The sequence below is a fragment of the Cupriavidus basilensis genome, assembly GCF_029335485.1.
GTDB lineage: Bacteria > Pseudomonadota > Gammaproteobacteria > Burkholderiales > Burkholderiaceae > Cupriavidus > Cupriavidus basilensis_E.
Genome location: NZ_JARJLM010000036.1, coordinates 32,198 through 47,959 on the forward strand (window position 1 = coordinate 32,198; position 15,762 = coordinate 47,959).

Annotated in this window: 16 protein-coding genes and 1 pseudogene; 8 read left to right on the forward strand and 9 right to left on the reverse strand. The window is 62.1% G+C overall.

Going from position 1 to position 15,762, the window contains the following annotated elements:
• Nucleotides 1-154: 154 nt before the first annotated feature.
• The 4 genes from P3W85_RS02290 to bufA1 are packed head-to-tail and all read right to left on the reverse strand — an operon-like array spanning nucleotide 155 to nucleotide 2,628.
• The gene (locus P3W85_RS02290; protein WP_430869475.1) at nucleotides 155-619 is read right to left on the reverse strand and encodes a DoxX family protein; all 465 of its coding nucleotides are present in this window, start codon (nucleotides 617-619) and stop codon (nucleotides 155-157) included.
• On the reverse strand, nucleotides 616-1,431 hold the full coding sequence (locus P3W85_RS02295) for an HvfC/BufC N-terminal domain-containing protein (RefSeq protein WP_276263568.1): 816 nt from the start codon (nucleotides 1,429-1,431) through the stop codon (nucleotides 616-618). The genes P3W85_RS02290 and P3W85_RS02295 overlap by 4 nt, the downstream gene beginning before the upstream one ends.
• Nucleotides 1,403-2,293: an MNIO family bufferin maturase gene (gene bufB, locus P3W85_RS02300; RefSeq protein WP_276263569.1), complete on the reverse strand. Its 891-nt coding sequence runs from the start codon at nucleotides 2,291-2,293 to the stop codon at nucleotides 1,403-1,405. Before bufB ends, P3W85_RS02295 begins: the two co-directional genes overlap by 29 nt.
• Before the next feature lie 14 nt (nucleotides 2,294-2,307).
• On the reverse strand, nucleotides 2,308-2,628 hold the full coding sequence (gene bufA1, locus P3W85_RS02305) for a BufA1 family periplasmic bufferin-type metallophore (protein ID WP_017226799.1): 321 nt from the start codon (nucleotides 2,626-2,628) through the stop codon (nucleotides 2,308-2,310).
• A gap of 269 nt (nucleotides 2,629-2,897) precedes the next feature.
• On the opposite strand from bufA1, the gene P3W85_RS02310 reads away from it, so the two are divergent.
• The gene (locus P3W85_RS02310) at nucleotides 2,898-3,416 is read left to right on the forward strand and encodes a sigma-70 family RNA polymerase sigma factor (RefSeq protein WP_430869476.1); all 519 of its coding nucleotides are present in this window, start codon (nucleotides 2,898-2,900) and stop codon (nucleotides 3,414-3,416) included.
• A gap of 6 nt (nucleotides 3,417-3,422) precedes the next feature.
• Nucleotides 3,423-4,076 carry an NrsF family protein gene (locus P3W85_RS02315; protein WP_276263571.1) on the forward strand — a complete coding sequence of 218 codons (654 nt, stop codon included), beginning with the start codon at nucleotides 3,423-3,425 and terminating at the stop codon, nucleotides 4,074-4,076.
• 192 nt (nucleotides 4,077-4,268) lie between these two features.
• On the opposite strand, the gene P3W85_RS02320 is transcribed toward P3W85_RS02315, so the two are convergent.
• Nucleotides 4,269-4,583: a hypothetical protein gene (locus P3W85_RS02320; protein ID WP_276263572.1), complete on the reverse strand. Its 315-nt coding sequence runs from the start codon at nucleotides 4,581-4,583 to the stop codon at nucleotides 4,269-4,271.
• Between the two features lie 492 nt (nucleotides 4,584-5,075).
• On the opposite strand from P3W85_RS02320, the gene P3W85_RS02325 reads away from it, so the two are divergent.
• From P3W85_RS02325 to P3W85_RS02345, 5 genes are all read left to right on the forward strand, one after another.
• Complete coding sequence (locus tag P3W85_RS02325) at nucleotides 5,076-5,771, forward strand: cytochrome c peroxidase (protein ID WP_276263573.1); 696 nt, start codon at nucleotides 5,076-5,078, stop codon at nucleotides 5,769-5,771.
• Between the two features lie 15 nt (nucleotides 5,772-5,786).
• The gene (locus tag P3W85_RS02330) at nucleotides 5,787-7,172 is read left to right on the forward strand and encodes a porin (protein WP_276263574.1); all 1,386 of its coding nucleotides are present in this window, start codon (nucleotides 5,787-5,789) and stop codon (nucleotides 7,170-7,172) included.
• 72 nt (nucleotides 7,173-7,244) lie between these two features.
• A complete protein-coding gene (locus tag P3W85_RS02335; RefSeq protein ID WP_276263575.1) occupies nucleotides 7,245-7,805 on the forward strand; it encodes an FMN-binding protein in 561 nt (186 codons plus the stop codon).
• A gap of 7 nt (nucleotides 7,806-7,812) precedes the next feature.
• On the forward strand, nucleotides 7,813-8,619 hold the full coding sequence (locus P3W85_RS02340; protein ID WP_276263576.1) for an FAD:protein FMN transferase: 807 nt from the start codon (nucleotides 7,813-7,815) through the stop codon (nucleotides 8,617-8,619).
• Nucleotides 8,620-8,638: 19 nt separating this feature from the next.
• A complete protein-coding gene (locus P3W85_RS02345) occupies nucleotides 8,639-9,097 on the forward strand; it encodes a hypothetical protein (RefSeq protein ID WP_276263577.1) in 459 nt (152 codons plus the stop codon).
• A 192-nt stretch (nucleotides 9,098-9,289) separates the two neighbouring features.
• Here the strand turns inward: P3W85_RS02345 and P3W85_RS02350 are convergent, their stop codons facing one another.
• From P3W85_RS02350 to P3W85_RS45450, 3 genes and pseudogenes are all read right to left on the reverse strand, one after another.
• The gene (locus P3W85_RS02350) at nucleotides 9,290-9,562 is read right to left on the reverse strand and encodes a hypothetical protein (protein ID WP_276263578.1); all 273 of its coding nucleotides are present in this window, start codon (nucleotides 9,560-9,562) and stop codon (nucleotides 9,290-9,292) included.
• Nucleotides 9,563-9,905: 343 nt separating this feature from the next.
• Nucleotides 9,906-12,026: a TonB-dependent receptor gene (locus P3W85_RS02355; protein WP_276263579.1), complete on the reverse strand. Its 2,121-nt coding sequence runs from the start codon at nucleotides 12,024-12,026 to the stop codon at nucleotides 9,906-9,908.
• Between the two features lie 177 nt (nucleotides 12,027-12,203).
• Nucleotides 12,204-12,451: pseudogene (locus P3W85_RS45450) on the reverse strand (Tn3 family transposase); the annotation flags it as partial.
• Nucleotides 12,452-13,101: 650 nt separating this feature from the next.
• On the opposite strand from P3W85_RS45450, the gene P3W85_RS02365 reads away from it, so the two are divergent.
• On the forward strand, nucleotides 13,102-14,271 hold the full coding sequence (locus P3W85_RS02365) for a hypothetical protein (protein WP_276263580.1): 1,170 nt from the start codon (nucleotides 13,102-13,104) through the stop codon (nucleotides 14,269-14,271).
• Nucleotides 14,272-14,458: 187 nt separating this feature from the next.
• On the opposite strand, the gene P3W85_RS02370 is transcribed toward P3W85_RS02365, so the two are convergent.
• Nucleotides 14,459-15,745 carry an MFS transporter gene (locus tag P3W85_RS02370; RefSeq protein WP_276263581.1) on the reverse strand — a complete coding sequence of 429 codons (1,287 nt, stop codon included), beginning with the start codon at nucleotides 15,743-15,745 and terminating at the stop codon, nucleotides 14,459-14,461.
• Nucleotides 15,746-15,762 lie beyond the last annotated feature (17 nt).

The window sequence follows — 15,762 nt, forward strand, 5'->3', positions numbered from 1 at the left end:
TGCCAAGGCCACGCAGGCCGCAACCGGCGCCGTTACGGGCGGCAAGACACGCGTGAACGGACACCGTTCTCAGCCGCTCCGGACAGAGCCAGAGGGATGCGATTCGCGCGCGGGCTTTGTCTGCCTCGTTCAGGCTGCGAGCATACTTGTCAGGCTAGCGGCCGAAGCGCGTCCACAACCACCGGTCCACGGACCAGTCGCCCGCGCCTCGGCTCAGCAGTACCAGCAGCATCGCCGCCCACTGAATGTGCGTGGGCCAGGCCTGTGGATAGACAAACACCTCGATGACCGCAGTCATGCCGAGCAACACCAGCGCTACGGGCCGTGCGGCCAACCCGAGAACAAGTAGCACGGGCGTCGTCAACTCAATTGATACCGCCAGATAAGCGGCCAGTTCGGGCGGCAACAGAGGTACCCGGTACTCCTCCCTGAACAGCTCGAGGGCGGTATCCCAGTTAGCCAGCTTGCTCATCGCCGAGCTCCAAAAGACTGTGGCCACCGCGAGTCGCAGCGGGATCGCAAGGACTGAGTACGGAATACGCTCAAGGCACGCGACCGCGTGCAGCGCGCGCTGGACCGCGGTCGTGCGGGTGTGAGCGGACGGTGCTGGATTTGTCATGACGAAACGTCCCGGGTGCATTGATCGAAGGTCTGGGCAGCGATGCTGAAGCGCGTGAAGCATCCGCCGGCCAGAAGCGTGGCGAGCAAACTGTGTATCTCTGCCGGCGTTGTCTCGTCGAGGCAAGCATGGAGCGGCCGCCCCGCGAAAAGAGATGCCGCGATGCGCCATTGGCAGCCGTGGAGCCGGTCGATAGCGATGCCGGACTCCGTATGGCGGATAAGCAAGCAGACCGGATCGCCGGCAATGTCGATTGCCTCTAGAGCGTCATCGTCGTGGGCCAGCACCGCGCACCAGATAGCGTCCACCGGGTACTCGGATCGCATCAGTTGTGCCGCGGGATGCCTCTCGAAACACGTGCGCCCCATCTCGGCGTCCGTGAGGCACGTGAGTTGCGCCAATGCAAGGGGTGTGGCCTCAGGGGCATGCTGCACGGTGTTAATGGTCCATTCGAGCCGGGCAGTATCTGGCAGATAGGAAAGTGTCGCGGCTCGCGGCAGTTGCTCCAGGAAGTCCGGGAATGTCGAGCCGTATTCATCCAGCCACGCGCTCTGCGGTGGAGAAGCTTCCAGGAAGAGCCTGGCGGCTCCCTCGAAGAATTCCTCGCCGACGAGCGCCTGGACAGCCGGGTAGGAGAGGCGCAGTGCCGTGGATAGCACGCTGATGGCGGTGTTACGGTAGATGTTCAGCCGCGCTTGCGGTGCCAGGCCACCCGCGACTACGTAGGCCGTCACGCCATTATCGGCGCCGCGTAGCAGGCTCTGGCCGAATGCGCGCTGGAGCTCAAGCAGAGTAGGGGCGGTCTGCGTCATGGCGTTGGTGCTCCAGAGCTGTTTCGGCAATAGCAGCCTCACTCATCAGGACATCGAGCGCCGGCACATTGGTGTCCCATTCGATCAGCGTGGGAATCGGTCCGAACCGCTTGAGGGCTGCGCGATAGAGCTTCCAGACTTCCGGTGCAACACGCGAGCCATGGTCGTCGATGAGGATCGTTGGCCCCTGCTCGATTTGCCTGACGCTGTGACCGGCAAGATGGATCTCGCCGACCACCTCCGGCGGCAGCGCTGCAATGTAAGCTGAGGCATCCCAGCCATGATTGCTTGCACTGACATAGACGTTATTGACGTCGCACAGAATGCCGCAGCCAGTGCGGCGCGCGACCGCGGAGAGAAACTCCCACTCCGGAATGGTGGAGTGACGAAAACGAAGGTAGGTCGAGGGATTCTCAACCAGGATGCGCCGCCTCAGGTGGGTCTGGACCTGATCGACGTGGCGGCATACGATGTCCAGCGCCTCTTCGGTCATGGGCAGGGGCAACAGGTCGCCAAGATACGTCCCGCCGGCGACGCTCCATGACAGGTGCTCCGACACCAGTCCGGGCTCGATCCGCTCGACGACATTCCGTATTCGCGCAAGATGGGCCGGAACTAGCCCCTCGGCACTGCCCAGGGACAGGCCGACCCCATGCAGCGAGATGGGGTAGTCCCGGCGAATCGCGTCCAGGTAGCGCGCCGCCGTGCCTCCGCCCATGTAGTTCTCGCTATGTACTTCGAACCAGGCGACGCCAGGCCGTTCTCCGAGGACCTCTTGATGGTGCCGGAAGCGCAGTCCGACTCCCGCGCTGGCCGGAATCAGACCGAATGCGCCTTGCTTTGCCGCAATTGACGTACGCATCTGCAGGCACTCGCTTATGTGGCCTTCAGCTTGCCGCCTTGAATCTTGGTGCAGTCTCCTGCTGGCAACAGCACGAAAGATCTCGAATCGCGAGCTTGGGTGGATTGCCCGGCACAGGAATGGGCTCCTTCGGCGCAATCGTTCTTGGCCACGGCGTTGATCCCATAGCACTTTTCGAGCTTGCCCTTCTCCATCCTGGCCATGTTGTCCTTGACGATCTGCGGCATACCGCTCATGTCCTTCATGGCCTGTGCCTGAGCTGGCGCGGCCTGCATGGCGAGCGCCAGGCCAATCGCTGTCGACAGGGACGAGGCGGCCAATACATGCTTGTTCATCTTGCATCCTCCGCACGCTTTTGCGGCCCCGGGGATTGGGGTCGTGTGAAGAGATTCGGCGTGGCAAGGTAAAAGGTTACCTGCGGTATGAATATTTTTTGCGCGACAGAATTTCATCTTCGAAGCAAAATCCGAACATGCCCCAACATCCGGATCGTCGTGGCGCTCTCCACAGCCTCGTGAAGGAGGCTGCGGACTCGCTTGCGCCTGATCGCCAGCCGGAGCTGCCGGCAACTCGCCCCGACGGGACGCCCGATTGGTCTATGGAAATGGAGCGGGCACAAGGTGGCGACCGCGGCGCCTACCGCCGTCTTCTGGAGGACATCACGCCCTACCTGCGGGCGCTCGCCGCGCGCCAGATGCACAACCGGAGCGACATCGAGGACGCAGTACAGGACATCCTGCTAACGGTGCATTCGGTACGCCATACCTATGACCCTAGCCGCCCGTTCGGCCCCTGGCTAGTCGCCATTGCCAACCGGCGCATCGTCGACGGACTACGCAGGAGAGGGCGCACGGGGATTCACGAAACGCCGTTTGAATCCGAGAACGAAACCTTTATGGATCCAGCCGCGAACCTGCAGGAAGAAGCGGTGGATGCGCGTACCGTACGCGAGGCCGTTCAACAGCTGCCGGCCGGACAGCGCGATGCGCTTCGCATGCTGAAGCTTGAGGAGATGTCCCTGAAGGAGGCGTCGGCAGCTAGCGGTATGTCGGTCGCGGCGTTGAAAGTGGCCGTCCACAGGGCTTTGAAAACGCTGCGTAGATTGATAGGCCCCGCGAGGTAGCGAAAGATGATTCCGACCGCCGACTTGATCGACTCTCTCGTTGAAAATGCACCGCCCATACGACGGCTTCGCTCACCTGTCGTGCGCGCAGCGTGCTGGCTGCTGTTTGCTGTGTTGGTGCTCGCGCTTGTCGCCGTTGGTCATGGCGTGCGGTCGGATTTGGCGCTCAAGCTTCATCAGCCCGCGTTTGTGATCAGCATTGCCAGTGCATTGGCGACGGGCGCGATGGCAGCGGTAGCGGTATTCCTTGCCAGCATCCCGGGCCGGTCTCGGCGATGGCTGCTATTGCCGGCACCGGCAATGCTCGTCTGGATCTCCACAATCGGCTACGGCTGCCTGACTGGCTGGATAAGCATCGGCCCGGATGGTCTGAACCTTGGCGAGACAGCACGCTGCTTTGCGACATTGGCAATGGTAAGCATACCGCTGTCGCTAGCGTTGCTGATCATGCTGCGCTATGTGGCGCGGTTGGCGCCAGCGTCGATCGCAATGGTGGCCAGCCTGTCGATCGCCGCCATGGCAGCGACTGCCCTTTCACTCCTCCACCCGTTGGATGCTACGCTTATGGTCCTTATCTCGAATCTCGGCGTCGCAGCCCTTTTTTTACTGGCTGGTGGCCTATTGGGTCACCGGCTCTTCGGGTGGGTAGCTACGGTGTGAGGGCCTTCATGCAAGAATCATGCGGGCTGTGCGGATGCGGTGTGCCAAGAAGATTAAGAAACGCAATGGCGTGTGTATCACTCCGATGATTGCGGACCTTGCGAAAGCGCTCCCGGCACTGTTAGAAAAATGTCGTGAAATGCATCCGAGCCCGCGAGCCGAATCGTCAATGCCTGCAGTCAACGATCAAGTTCAGTCATCGTCGTCGTGCCAACGATGCCAATCGCGGTGTCGCTCGCGCCATTCGCGTTCTCTCCAGCGTCTTTCACGCCATTGCTGTTCGCGCCATGCACGGGCTTGCCAATCGTCGTAGTAGCCGGGCGCAACCACGACCGGCTGGGGGGCGACATAAACGGGCGCCGGCTCATAGTAAACGGGCGGGGGAGGCGCAACCACGGCCGGCCAAGGCAGGCCGATGCCAATTCCTACGTCGACTCGTGCCTCGGCGACGCCTGAGATAAGGCCGGCGGCGCCAGCCAGCAGGCCAATTGCCAAGATCTTTCGCATGATGCTGCTCCTGATGATTCTGCAAGTACTCTATGCCGCCATTGTTCAGTTGCGTATTCGCAGAATTAAAGACGGGTTACCGTCTGTAACGATGCGCATGCTGCAGCGTTGACGCCTTGGCCGATGGAAGGGCGCCAATCGTGTAAGCAGGTGTATCAGGAGCGCATGCACCTATTGCCGACCCATAGCGTTGCCGCTGCAGAATACATATGACATCAATATTGCTTGTCATTAAATAAAAACATTTAACGTCTTATGGGATGTTTCAATCTACTGACAACTTTCGCCTTCAAGCGTTAAATAGATCTCTTTTTCGGTCAATATTTGCATCCGAGCAACACTTTCTCTCCTGGCTAAACTTTCGGGCGAAGTGGGCTGTGAACTTGCTGGTCGTCTCTCTATAATCCGGAATGCAAATTATTTGTATTCGTCTTTCGATGCGAATGCAGATGTACCGACCATAAGAAATCGCGCGCGACGCGCACCAGGGATATGACAACAAGAGCCAGCCGCGCGCAACGGCATCAGGGGAGGAGACGTGGGCGTGGATTGGCCAGCTGGGCCGCGACGGCCACGTGTAGCTTCCAGCCTAGTGGCAAGGCGGTGGACGGCTTCTTCCGCGATGGCCGCGCGGCCTCGCTGGCCGATCAGGCCGAGTTGCCGTTCACCACGCTTTTCGAGATGGCCAATGCCTCGGCGGACGAAGTGCTCGCGCGATTGCTGACGCACCCCTACCTGGCTGAGTTCACTGCGGTCCCGATCCGCACGCGTTTGTGCGGCCCATTCAAGGTGCCGGCCCTGCGCGAGATCGCGCTGACCGCACCGTATTTCCACAATGGCGTGTTCGAGACGCTTGAGGAAGCCGTGACGTGGTACATCACGCGCGATACCGATTCCACGCGCTGGTACCTCAAGGCTGACGGCACCCCCGGCATCCCTTGCAACGACCTGCCCACGGCTTATGTCGGCCATATCAACGTGGCCGAAGTGCCCTACATCCCCCGCCTGGCCCCGACTCTGACCAATAGCGAGATCGCCGATCTGGCGCGTTTCCTGTGCGCCCTGACCGACGGGTTCGATGTCACCAATCCGGCGGCCTGCCAAGTACCGGCGCAATGCCAGTCCACCGCGGCCAGTGTGGCCGCTACGCGCGCCGGAGCGGCTGCGCTTGCCACGCAAAGCAACTAAACAGGAAGGAGAGAGATGAAACGAACCATGATTGCCGCGGCGGTGCTCGCCGCGGTGGGGACGCCTGCGCTTGCCGCACCGGGCAATGCCAGCCCGGTGGTGGTGCAACAGCTCGAGCGCAGGATTGACGACATGGCCAGCCAGCTCGACGCCCTCAAGGCCGAACTCAAGGCCATGAAGGCGCAGAACACGGCGCTGGCGACGCAGCAGCAGACGCAGGCCAGGCAGCAAGCCGACCAGACCGCCCAGGTTGCGCAGCTGCAGGCCTCGCAGGAAAGCCTGCAGCAGGTCGCCGCCAAGCCGTCGCCGCTGGATAACCTGAGCGTGTTCGGCTACGGCGAGATCAACTATTCGCGTCCGACCCGCAACACCAACGATACCCGCGCCGATATCGGGCGTGCCGTGTTCGGCTTCGGCTACCGCTTCGACGAGAAGACCCGCTTTGCCTCCGAGTTCGAGGTCGAGCACGCAATTGCCTCTTCGTCCGATCCCGGCGAGTTCGAGGTGGAGCAGTTCTACGTCGACCACATGTTCACCCCCAAGGTCGGCATGACCGCCGGCCTGTTCCTGATGCCGGTCGGTCTGATCAACGAGCATCACGAGCCCACCGCGTACTATGGCGTCTACCGCAACTTCGTCGAGACCCTGATCATCCCCAGTACCTGGCGTGAAGGCGGTTTTGCCCTGCACGGCAATACGGATATTGGTCTCGACTGGAACGTGGGCCTGACCACCGGGCTCGATCTGGCCAAGTGGAATTTCGCGACACAGACCCCACTCTACAATTCCGCGCTGGAACTGCAAACCAATAGCGTGGCGCCAATGCAGGCGACCCACCAGGAAATGGCCCTGGCCAATGCGAAGAACGCCTCGCAGTATGTGTCGCTGAACTATCGCGGCGTGCCCGGGATGCTGCTGGGTGGCTCGGTGTTTACCGGTAACGCAAACCCGGCGCCAGGCGCCGGCAGCCAGCGTGCGACCCTCTGGGAGACCCATGCGCGCTGGACACCAGGCAAGTGGGACCTGTCCGCGCTCTATGCGCAGGGCAGCATCAGCAATACCGCCAAGGTCAACGCCCAGTTCCCCGGCACCGCGAACCCGATGCCAGCCTCCTTCTACGGCTGGTACCTGCAGGCTGCATACAGCCTGTGGCAGCACGGCAGCTATCGTGCTGTGCCGTTCGCGCGCTATGAGCGCTACAACATGGGCGCCAAGTATGACGGCATCGCCCCGGACTTCTCGGCGCAGGCAACGGGGTTCCCCAAACCGTACGATACGGTCTGGACGGCAGGTCTGAACTTCTACCTGAACCCGAACGTGGTGTTCAAGGTCGATTACCAGCGCTTCCGAACCAACCGCGATTTCAGCCGGTTTGACCTGGGTCTGGGCGTTTATTTCTGACCGTTCACCCGCTACCCCGGCACACCGGCGCCTTCACTGTGCGTCGATTTGCCGGCGACAAAGGAAGCATCGATGCGTTACCAGTCTGTTCCTACCGTTCTCGTCTGTGCCGCCGCGGCGGCCACTGCGGGATTCGTCGTGACCAAAGTGCACGCGGCGGAATACATGAGCGTGGCCGACAGCCAGAGAGTGATGTTCGCCGACGCCACTGAGTTCGTGCCGCTGGTAGTGGCGCTTAACCCGGACCAGCTCAAACAGCTCGCGGAACGAGCGGGCGGGCCGCCGCGCATGGGTGCATGGCGGATCTGGCAGGCACGTCAGGGCAGCAACCTGCTCGGCTATGTGGTGGCAGACGCTGTCATCGGAAAGTTCGAACTGATCAACTACGCGGTTGCGCTGAGCCCGGCTGGCGAGATCCGGGACGTGGAGATCCTGGCCTATCGAGAAAGCCACGGCTACGAGGTTCGCAACAAGCCTTGGCGTAGCCAGTTCACCGGCAAGTCCGCCCAGTCCCCGCTGCGCATCGGCGATGATATCCAGAACATCAGCGGCGCCACGCTTTCGTGCACCCATATCACCGACGGTATTCGCCGCATCGCAGTGATGGCGCAGATGGCGCTGGCGAAGGGCTGAGCGCATCGTGGGCAATGTCGCCGATCTTGCGCAATGCCGCCGCGCTCGCCCTTTGTTGGGCACGCTGGTTGAGATCCAGGCGCGCGGCGCCGGCGCCGCCGAGGCGGTGCGCACAGCATTCGGTCAGATTGAAGAGATACATCGCCTGATGAGCCGTTACGAACCAGCCAGCGATATTGGCCGTTTCAATGCGGCCCCGGTGGGCTGGCCGATCGAGATGGATGTGCGCACGCTTGCCGTGCTTGCCGTCGCGGCCGAGTTGCAGGTGGCGAGCGATGGCGCCTTCGATTGTGAGCGAAGTCCGGCGCAGTCGCCCTCCGGCTGCCCCGGCTGGACCCTCGAAGGCGCGGTGCTGCGTAAGCATCGGCAAGTGCGTCTCGACCTGGGTGGTATCGCAAAGGGCTACGCGGTGGATTGCGCTATCGAAGCCTTGCGCAGCTTCAGCCTCGACTACGCGCTTGTCAACGCGGGCGGCGACATGCGTCATGCCGGTGCAGCGCCGGCACGGGTTGCGCTGCGCGAGCCGGGTTCGCCGGCACGCACCGCCATGATGTGGCAACTCGATAACGCGGCGCTCGCGAGTTCAAGTGTGGGGGGCCTGGCGCCACCGCCCGGCGCGGCGCCGCGCATTTTCAGCCGACGGGAACCCTTGGAGCTGCCGGCAGCAGCCGGCGCCACCGTGCTGGCACCTTCGTGCATGCTGGCAGATGCCCTGACCAAGGTGGTCCTGGTCTGCCGCGCGCCGCGGCATCCGCTGCTGGCGCGGTATGGCGCCTGTACGCTGCTCTATCGCGATGGCAAACTACGCGGCTAGCAAATCCCCATCCGAGCCGATGTCCAATCTCCACTCCCACCAGCCTCGCTGGACTTTCCGCATCAGTCGACAGCGGCTTTGGGCCTTGTATGCTGCGTTCACGCTGCTGTTGCTGACCGGCTTGACGTGGCTACTTGTGCGCTTTCTGGCGGCTGAGCCCGAGACGCTGGCACCGTGGCAAGCGTGGAGCATGAAGTTGCACGGTGCGGCGGCGCTGATCGTCATGTTTCTGCTTGGAATGATCTGGTCGGCGCATATCCGTCACGCTTGGATCCGGCGTCACAACCGCCTGGCAGGCGGGCTGTTTGGAGCCGTCATCGTACTGCTGGTCGCCAGCGGTTATGGCCTCTACTATTTCAACGGTGAAGGCCTGCGCAGTCTGACCGAGTGGCTACACTGGCTTTGCGGCGTCGCCATTGGCGGGCTGTTCTGGGTTCACTTGGCCGCAGGGCGTCGTTCTGTGGCTGGCCGCAAGTGAGCCCACGGCTCCGGTCGGATACCGCATCCACTTCTCCACTTGCTGGTTTCTCGCCGCACCCACGCGACCCGCCGCGTAATCCGAATGGCATGGGTCGATGATCATTTGCCTGCGCCATCGCAATCTGTGCCCTCTAGCCGCCTCGAAAGCCAGCGGTGACCATGGCTCGATCCCAAGGACAAGGGGCAAATCCTAGAACGTCGTGCACTGGAAGAAGCCGCGATGCCCGAAGCAAGTTGTCGAAGTTGGGTAACGGCTGTAGCGCTCAGTGCTTTCCTTGGCATCCAGGCTCAAAACGCAGTCCCTCCATGGGTCGGAGTTGCCCTTATATCCGAGCTTCTCGCACGCCGGGCCATACACACTGATCATTTGGTCGACTTGGCGTTCCGCCTGAGCGGTGCGTTCGGCTTGGGTCGTGCAACCGACGAGCAGGGCGGTCAAAGCAATGTGCAGCAATATGCGCATGACAACCTCCATCTCACTCTATGTATTTGAGGTGGAAATTGCCTCCCAAGTTTCCGTTGAAGTCGATCGGGCGGACCAGTGGGCATGGATGCGCCAAGGGGGAATCGAATAGAAGGGACTCCCCCGTCCCGAGTCTGCGCCACCGGCCAGCGCCGGTGCTTACCAGGCACTGATCGGTCAGTTCGGAATGCAAGATTTATAGCCGCTCTGCGGAGCGGCCAGCGATGCTGGCCTACCCTTGCATGCTTTGCTGGCGCGGCTGCAAGCGAACCGATCGCGCGGCGCGCCTAGTCGGAACCCGACGGCCGCCGAAGCCATTTACCTCTGTGGCCGTACCCGGTGCTTACATGCGATAGCGGAGAGTCGCCATCACACTGCGCGGCGCACCCGGCATATTCAGGTTCGCGTTCGAACCGTGCGCCGACACGATGTAGCTCTTGTTGAACAGGTTGTACAGGTTCAGTTGCGCCTCGAACGGTCCGTGGCGATACCAGGCCATCATGTCCGCCGTGACGTAGCCCGGCAGCGTGACCGTGTTGGCCTGATCGGCCATCCGCGGGCCCACCATGTTCAGGCCGCCGCCAACGCCGAAGCCATGGCCCAGGGCCTTGGTCAGCCAGAAGTTGCCGGAATGGCGCGGCGTGAGCGTCGCGCGCTTGCCCTGGAAGGCGGCCGTCGACCTGGTGACCGCTGCATCCAGGTAGGCATAGCCGGCCAGCGCGCGCCAGCCGCTGCCGAGCTCGGCGGCGGCGCTCAGTTCCGCGCCGTCCGTGCGCTGCTCGCCGACCGGGATCAACGCCGTGCCGGTTGCATTCGCGATCTTCATATTGTTCCGCTCAAGCCGAAATACCGAGATCGTCGTGCTTGCCTTGCCGTCGAGCCAGTCGTATTTGGCGCCGACCTCCGTATTGTTGGTCTTCTCGGGCGCCAGTTCGGCGTTGTTGGCCGCCAGCGCGAAGGTTTCGCCCGACGGCTGGAACGACCGGCTCCACGACACGTAGTACGACTGCGCCTTCGACGGCTGCCAGACCAGGCCCGCGCGGGGGCTCCAGGCGTTGTCGGTGCGCGACAGATTTGGCTGGCCGGCCAGGCGCTGCATCGCGTCCTGCTGGAAATTGTCGTAACGCACGCCGAACAGCGCCTTCCACTGCTCGGTGAAGGCGATCATGTCTTGCGTATAGAACGCCAGGGTCTTGGCGGTGGCCAGGTTGCTCGTGGCGGGCGTGCCACCGATCAGGCGCGGCAGCGTCGGCAGCACCGGATTGAACAGGTCGAAGCGCCCCGGAACAGCGCGGGAGTAGTTCACCAGGTCCTTGTTCTGCTGGCCAACCTCCATGCCGTACAGGATTTCATGCTTGGTGCCGAAGATCGTCGCCTTCTGCGTCAGGTCGGTCTGATTGAACCAGCCGTGCTCCTCCCGAAAGACGTTGGAGTGCGACATCGTCAGCGTCTTGGTCGCTTCGATGACCGAGTTGGTCAGCGTGTTATTGCGGTCGAGCGAGTAGTGGTAATACCGCGTGGCGTTGCGGATAGACCAGTTGTCGTTGAAGCGATGGTTGATCGTGGCCGTGCCCGAGTACACGCGCGATTGGGAGTAGTCGGCGTCGCGCGCATTGGCCGCGCCGTAGTACCGGGACGCCGGTACGTCGACCGGCCTGCCGTTGTACGCCGGGATGCCGAAGTCGGTCACCCGGCGGTCTTCCAGATAGTCGGCCTGCAGCAGCACGGTGGTCTGCGGCGCGATACGCAGTTCCAGCGACGGCGCGACGGCCGCGCGGTCCAGGAACTGCTGCGAGCGGTAGCTGTTCGCTTTCTCCACGGCGCCCGTCACGCGGAAGGCGGCGGCGCCGTCGGCAAACACGCGGCCCACGTCGGCCTCCGCGCGCCGGTCGGCCCACATGCCGTAGCTCAGGGCGAAGTCGGTCACGTCGAGCCCCGGCTTCTTGGTCACGCGGTTGATCAGGCCGCCCGACGAGCCGCGACCGTACAGCACGGCTGCCGGCCCCTTGATGACCTCCAACCGGTCCACGTTCGACAGGTCACGGAAGTACAGCGCGTCATCGCGAATGCCATCGACGAACTGGTCGGCGATCGCCGAGAAACCGCGGATCGACACTTGGTCGCGCTGCCCGTCGCCCGTGGAGAACGACACGCCCGGCACATTCTTCAGCGCGTCCTGCATCGAATTGGCGTGCTGGTCGCGCATGACGTCGGCCGTCACCACATTCACGGTCTGCGGAGTATCGCGCAGTGGTGCCTCGGTCTTGGTCGCACTGACGGCGGTCGGCGGGTTGTAGCCCTCGCCCAGTTCTCGGCTCACATCGGCCTTGATGGTGACTTCCGGCAGGCTCTGCGCGGTGGTCGCCCGGCTGGCTTCCTGTGAATTGGCGATGCCGACGAGCATCGGCTGGCAGGCGAATGCGGCAAGAACGGCGCACTGCGTCGCGTGAAGATTTAGGCTCATTTTCCCTGTAATACGTTGTAATGAATATTAGAATGCGACGCATTATTATTTGCAAGCATGGCTGCGGTCAACGCATATCGTGTACACGTGTGCGGAAGGGGTGACGTACAGGCATCGCAATATGCCGAAAACATCACCATTGAGCGCTGGAAGCCATCCGTCGTCCGACGGCTCCCCCTCTCGGCCGAGCGGTGACGGCAACAAGGCCGTGTCAACTGGACATGCCGCGGCCAACCATCGCCTCGACAGCCCGTTCGAGGTAGCCCGTAATTCCACAACGATCGCTGCCGTGACCAGATTGAAGCCGCTGGCGCGGTACCGCTCTTGGTGTTCGAAGCAGTGCGCATGGATCTCACCGCGAAGATAGAAGAAGGCTCCGAGCGCGCGAGGGCATTGCGCGCCTTGCCCTTGTTGAGCCTGGCATGGGACAGCGACGCAGCCAAACCAGCGTGAACAAAGGACAGCGGTGATGGAGCCCGCAGGCTCAATGACGCCAGGTTCTTCGGGAGGGATCACGCCTCGGCCCAACGCAGCCGGCGCCTTCTCCTCGCGCCTTGCATATTGGCGGCAGTCGCGCGGCTTTCGCTGACGTCGAACGTGCGGCCCGCACGCACTGGCGATATCGCCGGGTTGCATCCAGACCTAAAGGCATTCGTGATGGCAGGAAGCGCGGCAATCCGGCAGCGCGAGGCACGTCGCATGCTGCGGGCGGGGGCGGGCGTCCTGCTAAACATGAAAGCAGGCGTTGGCTCCGCCTGCGCACGCTGGATCAGCTCATCGTCTGGCGGTGTGTTGAACAGGTTGGAAAGTCTGAAGACTCGATTCTGCGCGGCCTCGCCAATATCGACGCCGGACCCCAACAGATAGGTCCGATAGACTAGAATTATTCAAAGTCGCCCCTATGCGGAGGAGGCTATCGCCACTGTGCAAAATTCAATGCGCAGAGGTAGGTAAGATTGGATGCGCAGTGGGCACCTAAGATAATAAATGGGGCGCCTGCAATGCTTATATTGAGTGCCTTTTCGCGTTGAAGCATTGGGCAGCCGGGGTGTTGCGAAAAAGAAGGAGGTGCTCAATGAACGCTTCGCGTCGCTTCTCTGCCTTGGAATCACCCACGCGGTTTATCCATGTGCCGAAAGGCCTTCTCCCAACCCGGTTCGTGCTCCGCCATTTACGCGGCGTCATATATGGCGTCGGCCTCCTTGTACTGTCGTTCGGAGCCTCCCTTGCAGGTGGAGAACCGATCATTCCACCAACATCCACGGTCGCGTCGACCGTTCCGACCAACCACGACCTCAATCCCTACGGCATTGCTTTCGTGCCTGGCGGCGTACCGTCGGGGAGTGCACTGAAGCCGGGGGACGTCTTGGTGTCCAATTTCAACGCCGCTTCCAACAAACAAGGCACGGGAACGACCATTGTGAAGCTTGTGACCGACGGCAAGCCAGTCACCTTTTTCCAGGGGCAAAATCGGGGGCTCACCACCGCCCTGGCTGTGCTGAAGAGCGGGTTCGTGCTGGTCGGCAATCTTCCGACGACGAATGGCACAGCCATCACCTCGAACAGCTCACTATTGGTGATCACTCCTCAAGGAAGGCTTCTCAGCGAGCTGAACGATCCAATCCTCCTGGACGGGCCGTGGGACATGACGGTCGTCATCGATCAAGGACCGCAGGTCACGGCGTTCGTATCGAACGTGTTGAACGGAACGGTGGCAAGGATCGATATCAACATTGGCGCGAGTGGCGCGACGCTCTTGAATAGCTCGCATATCATTGCGTCCGGCTACTCGCACCGAACCGATCCCGCAGCGCTCGTTGTTGGCCCAACAGGACTGGCCTATGACGCGGCCCATGATGTGCTTTATGTCGCATCAACCAACGACAATAAGGTGTTCGCAGTATCGCGCGCTGCGGCGCTCGCGCGCGACAATGGACCGGGAACGGTAATCTATCAAGACATTGACCACCTTCGCGGGCCGTTGGCATTGGCGCTTGCGCCGAATGGAGATCTGGTGACAGCGAACGGCGATGCCATTAACCCTAATGCGCAACATGCCAGCGAAATCGTCGAGTTCACGCCCGATGGGCGTTTCATCGCGACGATGCAGGTCGACCCGTCACCTGGCTCCGCATTCGGCCTCGCATTCGGACTGAGCAGCAGTGGCCAGCCACAATTCGCGGCGGTGAACGACAACACGAATACGGCAACCGTCTGGACGTTGCGCCCGATCGGCGGCAATTGACCAGGAAGGCGCATCAATACTCCCGCCGCTAAAGCCTTAGGCTTGTAGCGGGGGTTTCCGGGTTCGGCGACTCATGCACCGTGCGGTTGCCCGCCCGGTGTCATACTCGATCCATGATGCGCAACACCGTTCGTCCCTGAACATTCTTAGAAAGGTGTTCATGCCTCTGGACAGGATTGGAGCTCGGTCAATCGGCCGGCTTGATATGTCGAAATGCGCGCAGGAGCGCCAGATCATAGGTAATCTTGAGTAGGCCGCAGGCGACCAGCGGTGCGCCGACCCAGCCCATTGCCAACAGCGCGCCCGCGAGGGTCGGACTAAGCGCGGAAGCCAGGCTCCTGGGTACTGCGGTCAGGCTCGCGGCAGCCGGTCGCTCGGGGGGCGTTACCACGGCCATCACATAAGCGGTACGGGTCGGTACGTCCATCTGGGACAGTGCGCTGCGCACCAGCAGCAGGGCCAGGGTCGCCATCAGGGATGTGGAAAATGCAGCCCCGATCAGGCAGAGGCTGGATGGAATATGGGTGAACACCATTGTGTTCAGCAAGCCGAACTTGCGAGCCAGCGGCACGGCAACGAGTTGGGAGCCTGCGGTGAGCAACCCCGCCCAGAAGAAGAACTGGCCGGCGATCCCCGGGGAAAGACCGAAGCGCTGCATCAACCACAGCGCCAGCAAAGAGTTCACCACCAGGCCACCAGCGAAGGCGTCGACGCTGAAGAGCAGTGCAAGGCGGGTGACGATCCGGCGAGACGGGCCAAGCGGTACTGTCGCCGAGACGGTCTCCGGGTGTAGCTCTGGCAAGCGGGCATAGATAAACCAGAGCGCGACGCCGGTCAAAGCATAGAAACTGAACATGGCGCGCATTGCGCTGAGGAACGATATTCCCAAGTGCGTGGTGAGCCAGTCCGGAAGGGCCGCGGCCAGCGCACCAATGGCGGCAGAGAAGGCGCCGGTCAGACTGTAACGGGCGAAGAGCGCCGTGCGGGCATCAGAGGTAGACGAGTCAGCCAGGCGAGCCTGCTCCAGTGGCAGGAATACGCTGACGTCCCCAGAGCTTGGGTTGAGCGTACCGACGAATGCAACGAGCAACAGCGGCCATAGGGAAGACAGACCGGCAAAGCCGATGCCGGTCGCGGCCATCAATGCAGCCGCCAACACCAGCAGGCGGCGTTGCGGGAAGCGATTGCCGAGGACTCCGACCAGTATCGTTGCCAGTGCAGAGCCGGTCAGGGTGGCACTGCTGATGAACCCGACTGCCAGTTGTCCGAAACCGAGCGCAAGAAGGTACGCAGGCAACAGAACGGCGATGAACCCGTCACAGAAGGCGCGTAGCGCGCGGCCGATGAGAAGCGGTAGAGCGCTGGCATGGACCCCTGCGGGCAGTAGCAGGCGCGCGAGCCAACTTTGGCGGGTAGTGAAAGCCGGGTCCTTAAGCGTGTACATCGCAAAGGTACCATCCACGCTGCGTGTCATAGTCGGCTGTGCGGTAG

Coding starts and splice junctions, on each gene's coding strand:
- P3W85_RS02290 (WP_430869475.1), bottom strand. CDS start 619: ATGACAAATCCAGCACCGTCCGCTCACACCCGCACGACCGCGGTCCAG.
- P3W85_RS02295 (WP_276263568.1), bottom strand. CDS start 1,431: ATGACGCAGACCGCCCCTACTCTGCTTGAGCTCCAGCGCGCATTCGGC.
- bufB (WP_276263569.1), bottom strand. CDS start 2,293: ATGCGTACGTCAATTGCGGCAAAGCAAGGCGCATTCGGTCTGATTCCG.
- bufA1 (WP_017226799.1), bottom strand. CDS start 2,628: ATGAACAAGCATGTATTGGCCGCCTCGTCCCTGTCGACAGCGATTGGC.
- P3W85_RS02310 (WP_430869476.1), top strand. CDS start 2,898: ATGGAGCGGGCACAAGGTGGCGACCGCGGCGCCTACCGCCGTCTTCTG.
- P3W85_RS02315 (WP_276263571.1), top strand. CDS start 3,423: ATGATTCCGACCGCCGACTTGATCGACTCTCTCGTTGAAAATGCACCG.
- P3W85_RS02320 (WP_276263572.1), bottom strand. CDS start 4,583: ATGCGAAAGATCTTGGCAATTGGCCTGCTGGCTGGCGCCGCCGGCCTT.
- P3W85_RS02325 (WP_276263573.1), top strand. CDS start 5,076: ATGACAACAAGAGCCAGCCGCGCGCAACGGCATCAGGGGAGGAGACGT.
- P3W85_RS02330 (WP_276263574.1), top strand. CDS start 5,787: ATGAAACGAACCATGATTGCCGCGGCGGTGCTCGCCGCGGTGGGGACG.
- P3W85_RS02335 (WP_276263575.1), top strand. CDS start 7,245: ATGCGTTACCAGTCTGTTCCTACCGTTCTCGTCTGTGCCGCCGCGGCG.
- P3W85_RS02345 (WP_276263577.1), top strand. CDS start 8,639: ATGTCCAATCTCCACTCCCACCAGCCTCGCTGGACTTTCCGCATCAGT.
- P3W85_RS02350 (WP_276263578.1), bottom strand. CDS start 9,562: ATGCGCATATTGCTGCACATTGCTTTGACCGCCCTGCTCGTCGGTTGC.
- P3W85_RS02355 (WP_276263579.1), bottom strand. CDS start 12,026: ATGAGCCTAAATCTTCACGCGACGCAGTGCGCCGTTCTTGCCGCATTC.
- P3W85_RS02365 (WP_276263580.1), top strand. CDS start 13,102: ATGAACGCTTCGCGTCGCTTCTCTGCCTTGGAATCACCCACGCGGTTT.
- P3W85_RS02370 (WP_276263581.1), bottom strand. CDS start 15,745: ATGACACGCAGCGTGGATGGTACCTTTGCGATGTACACGCTTAAGGAC.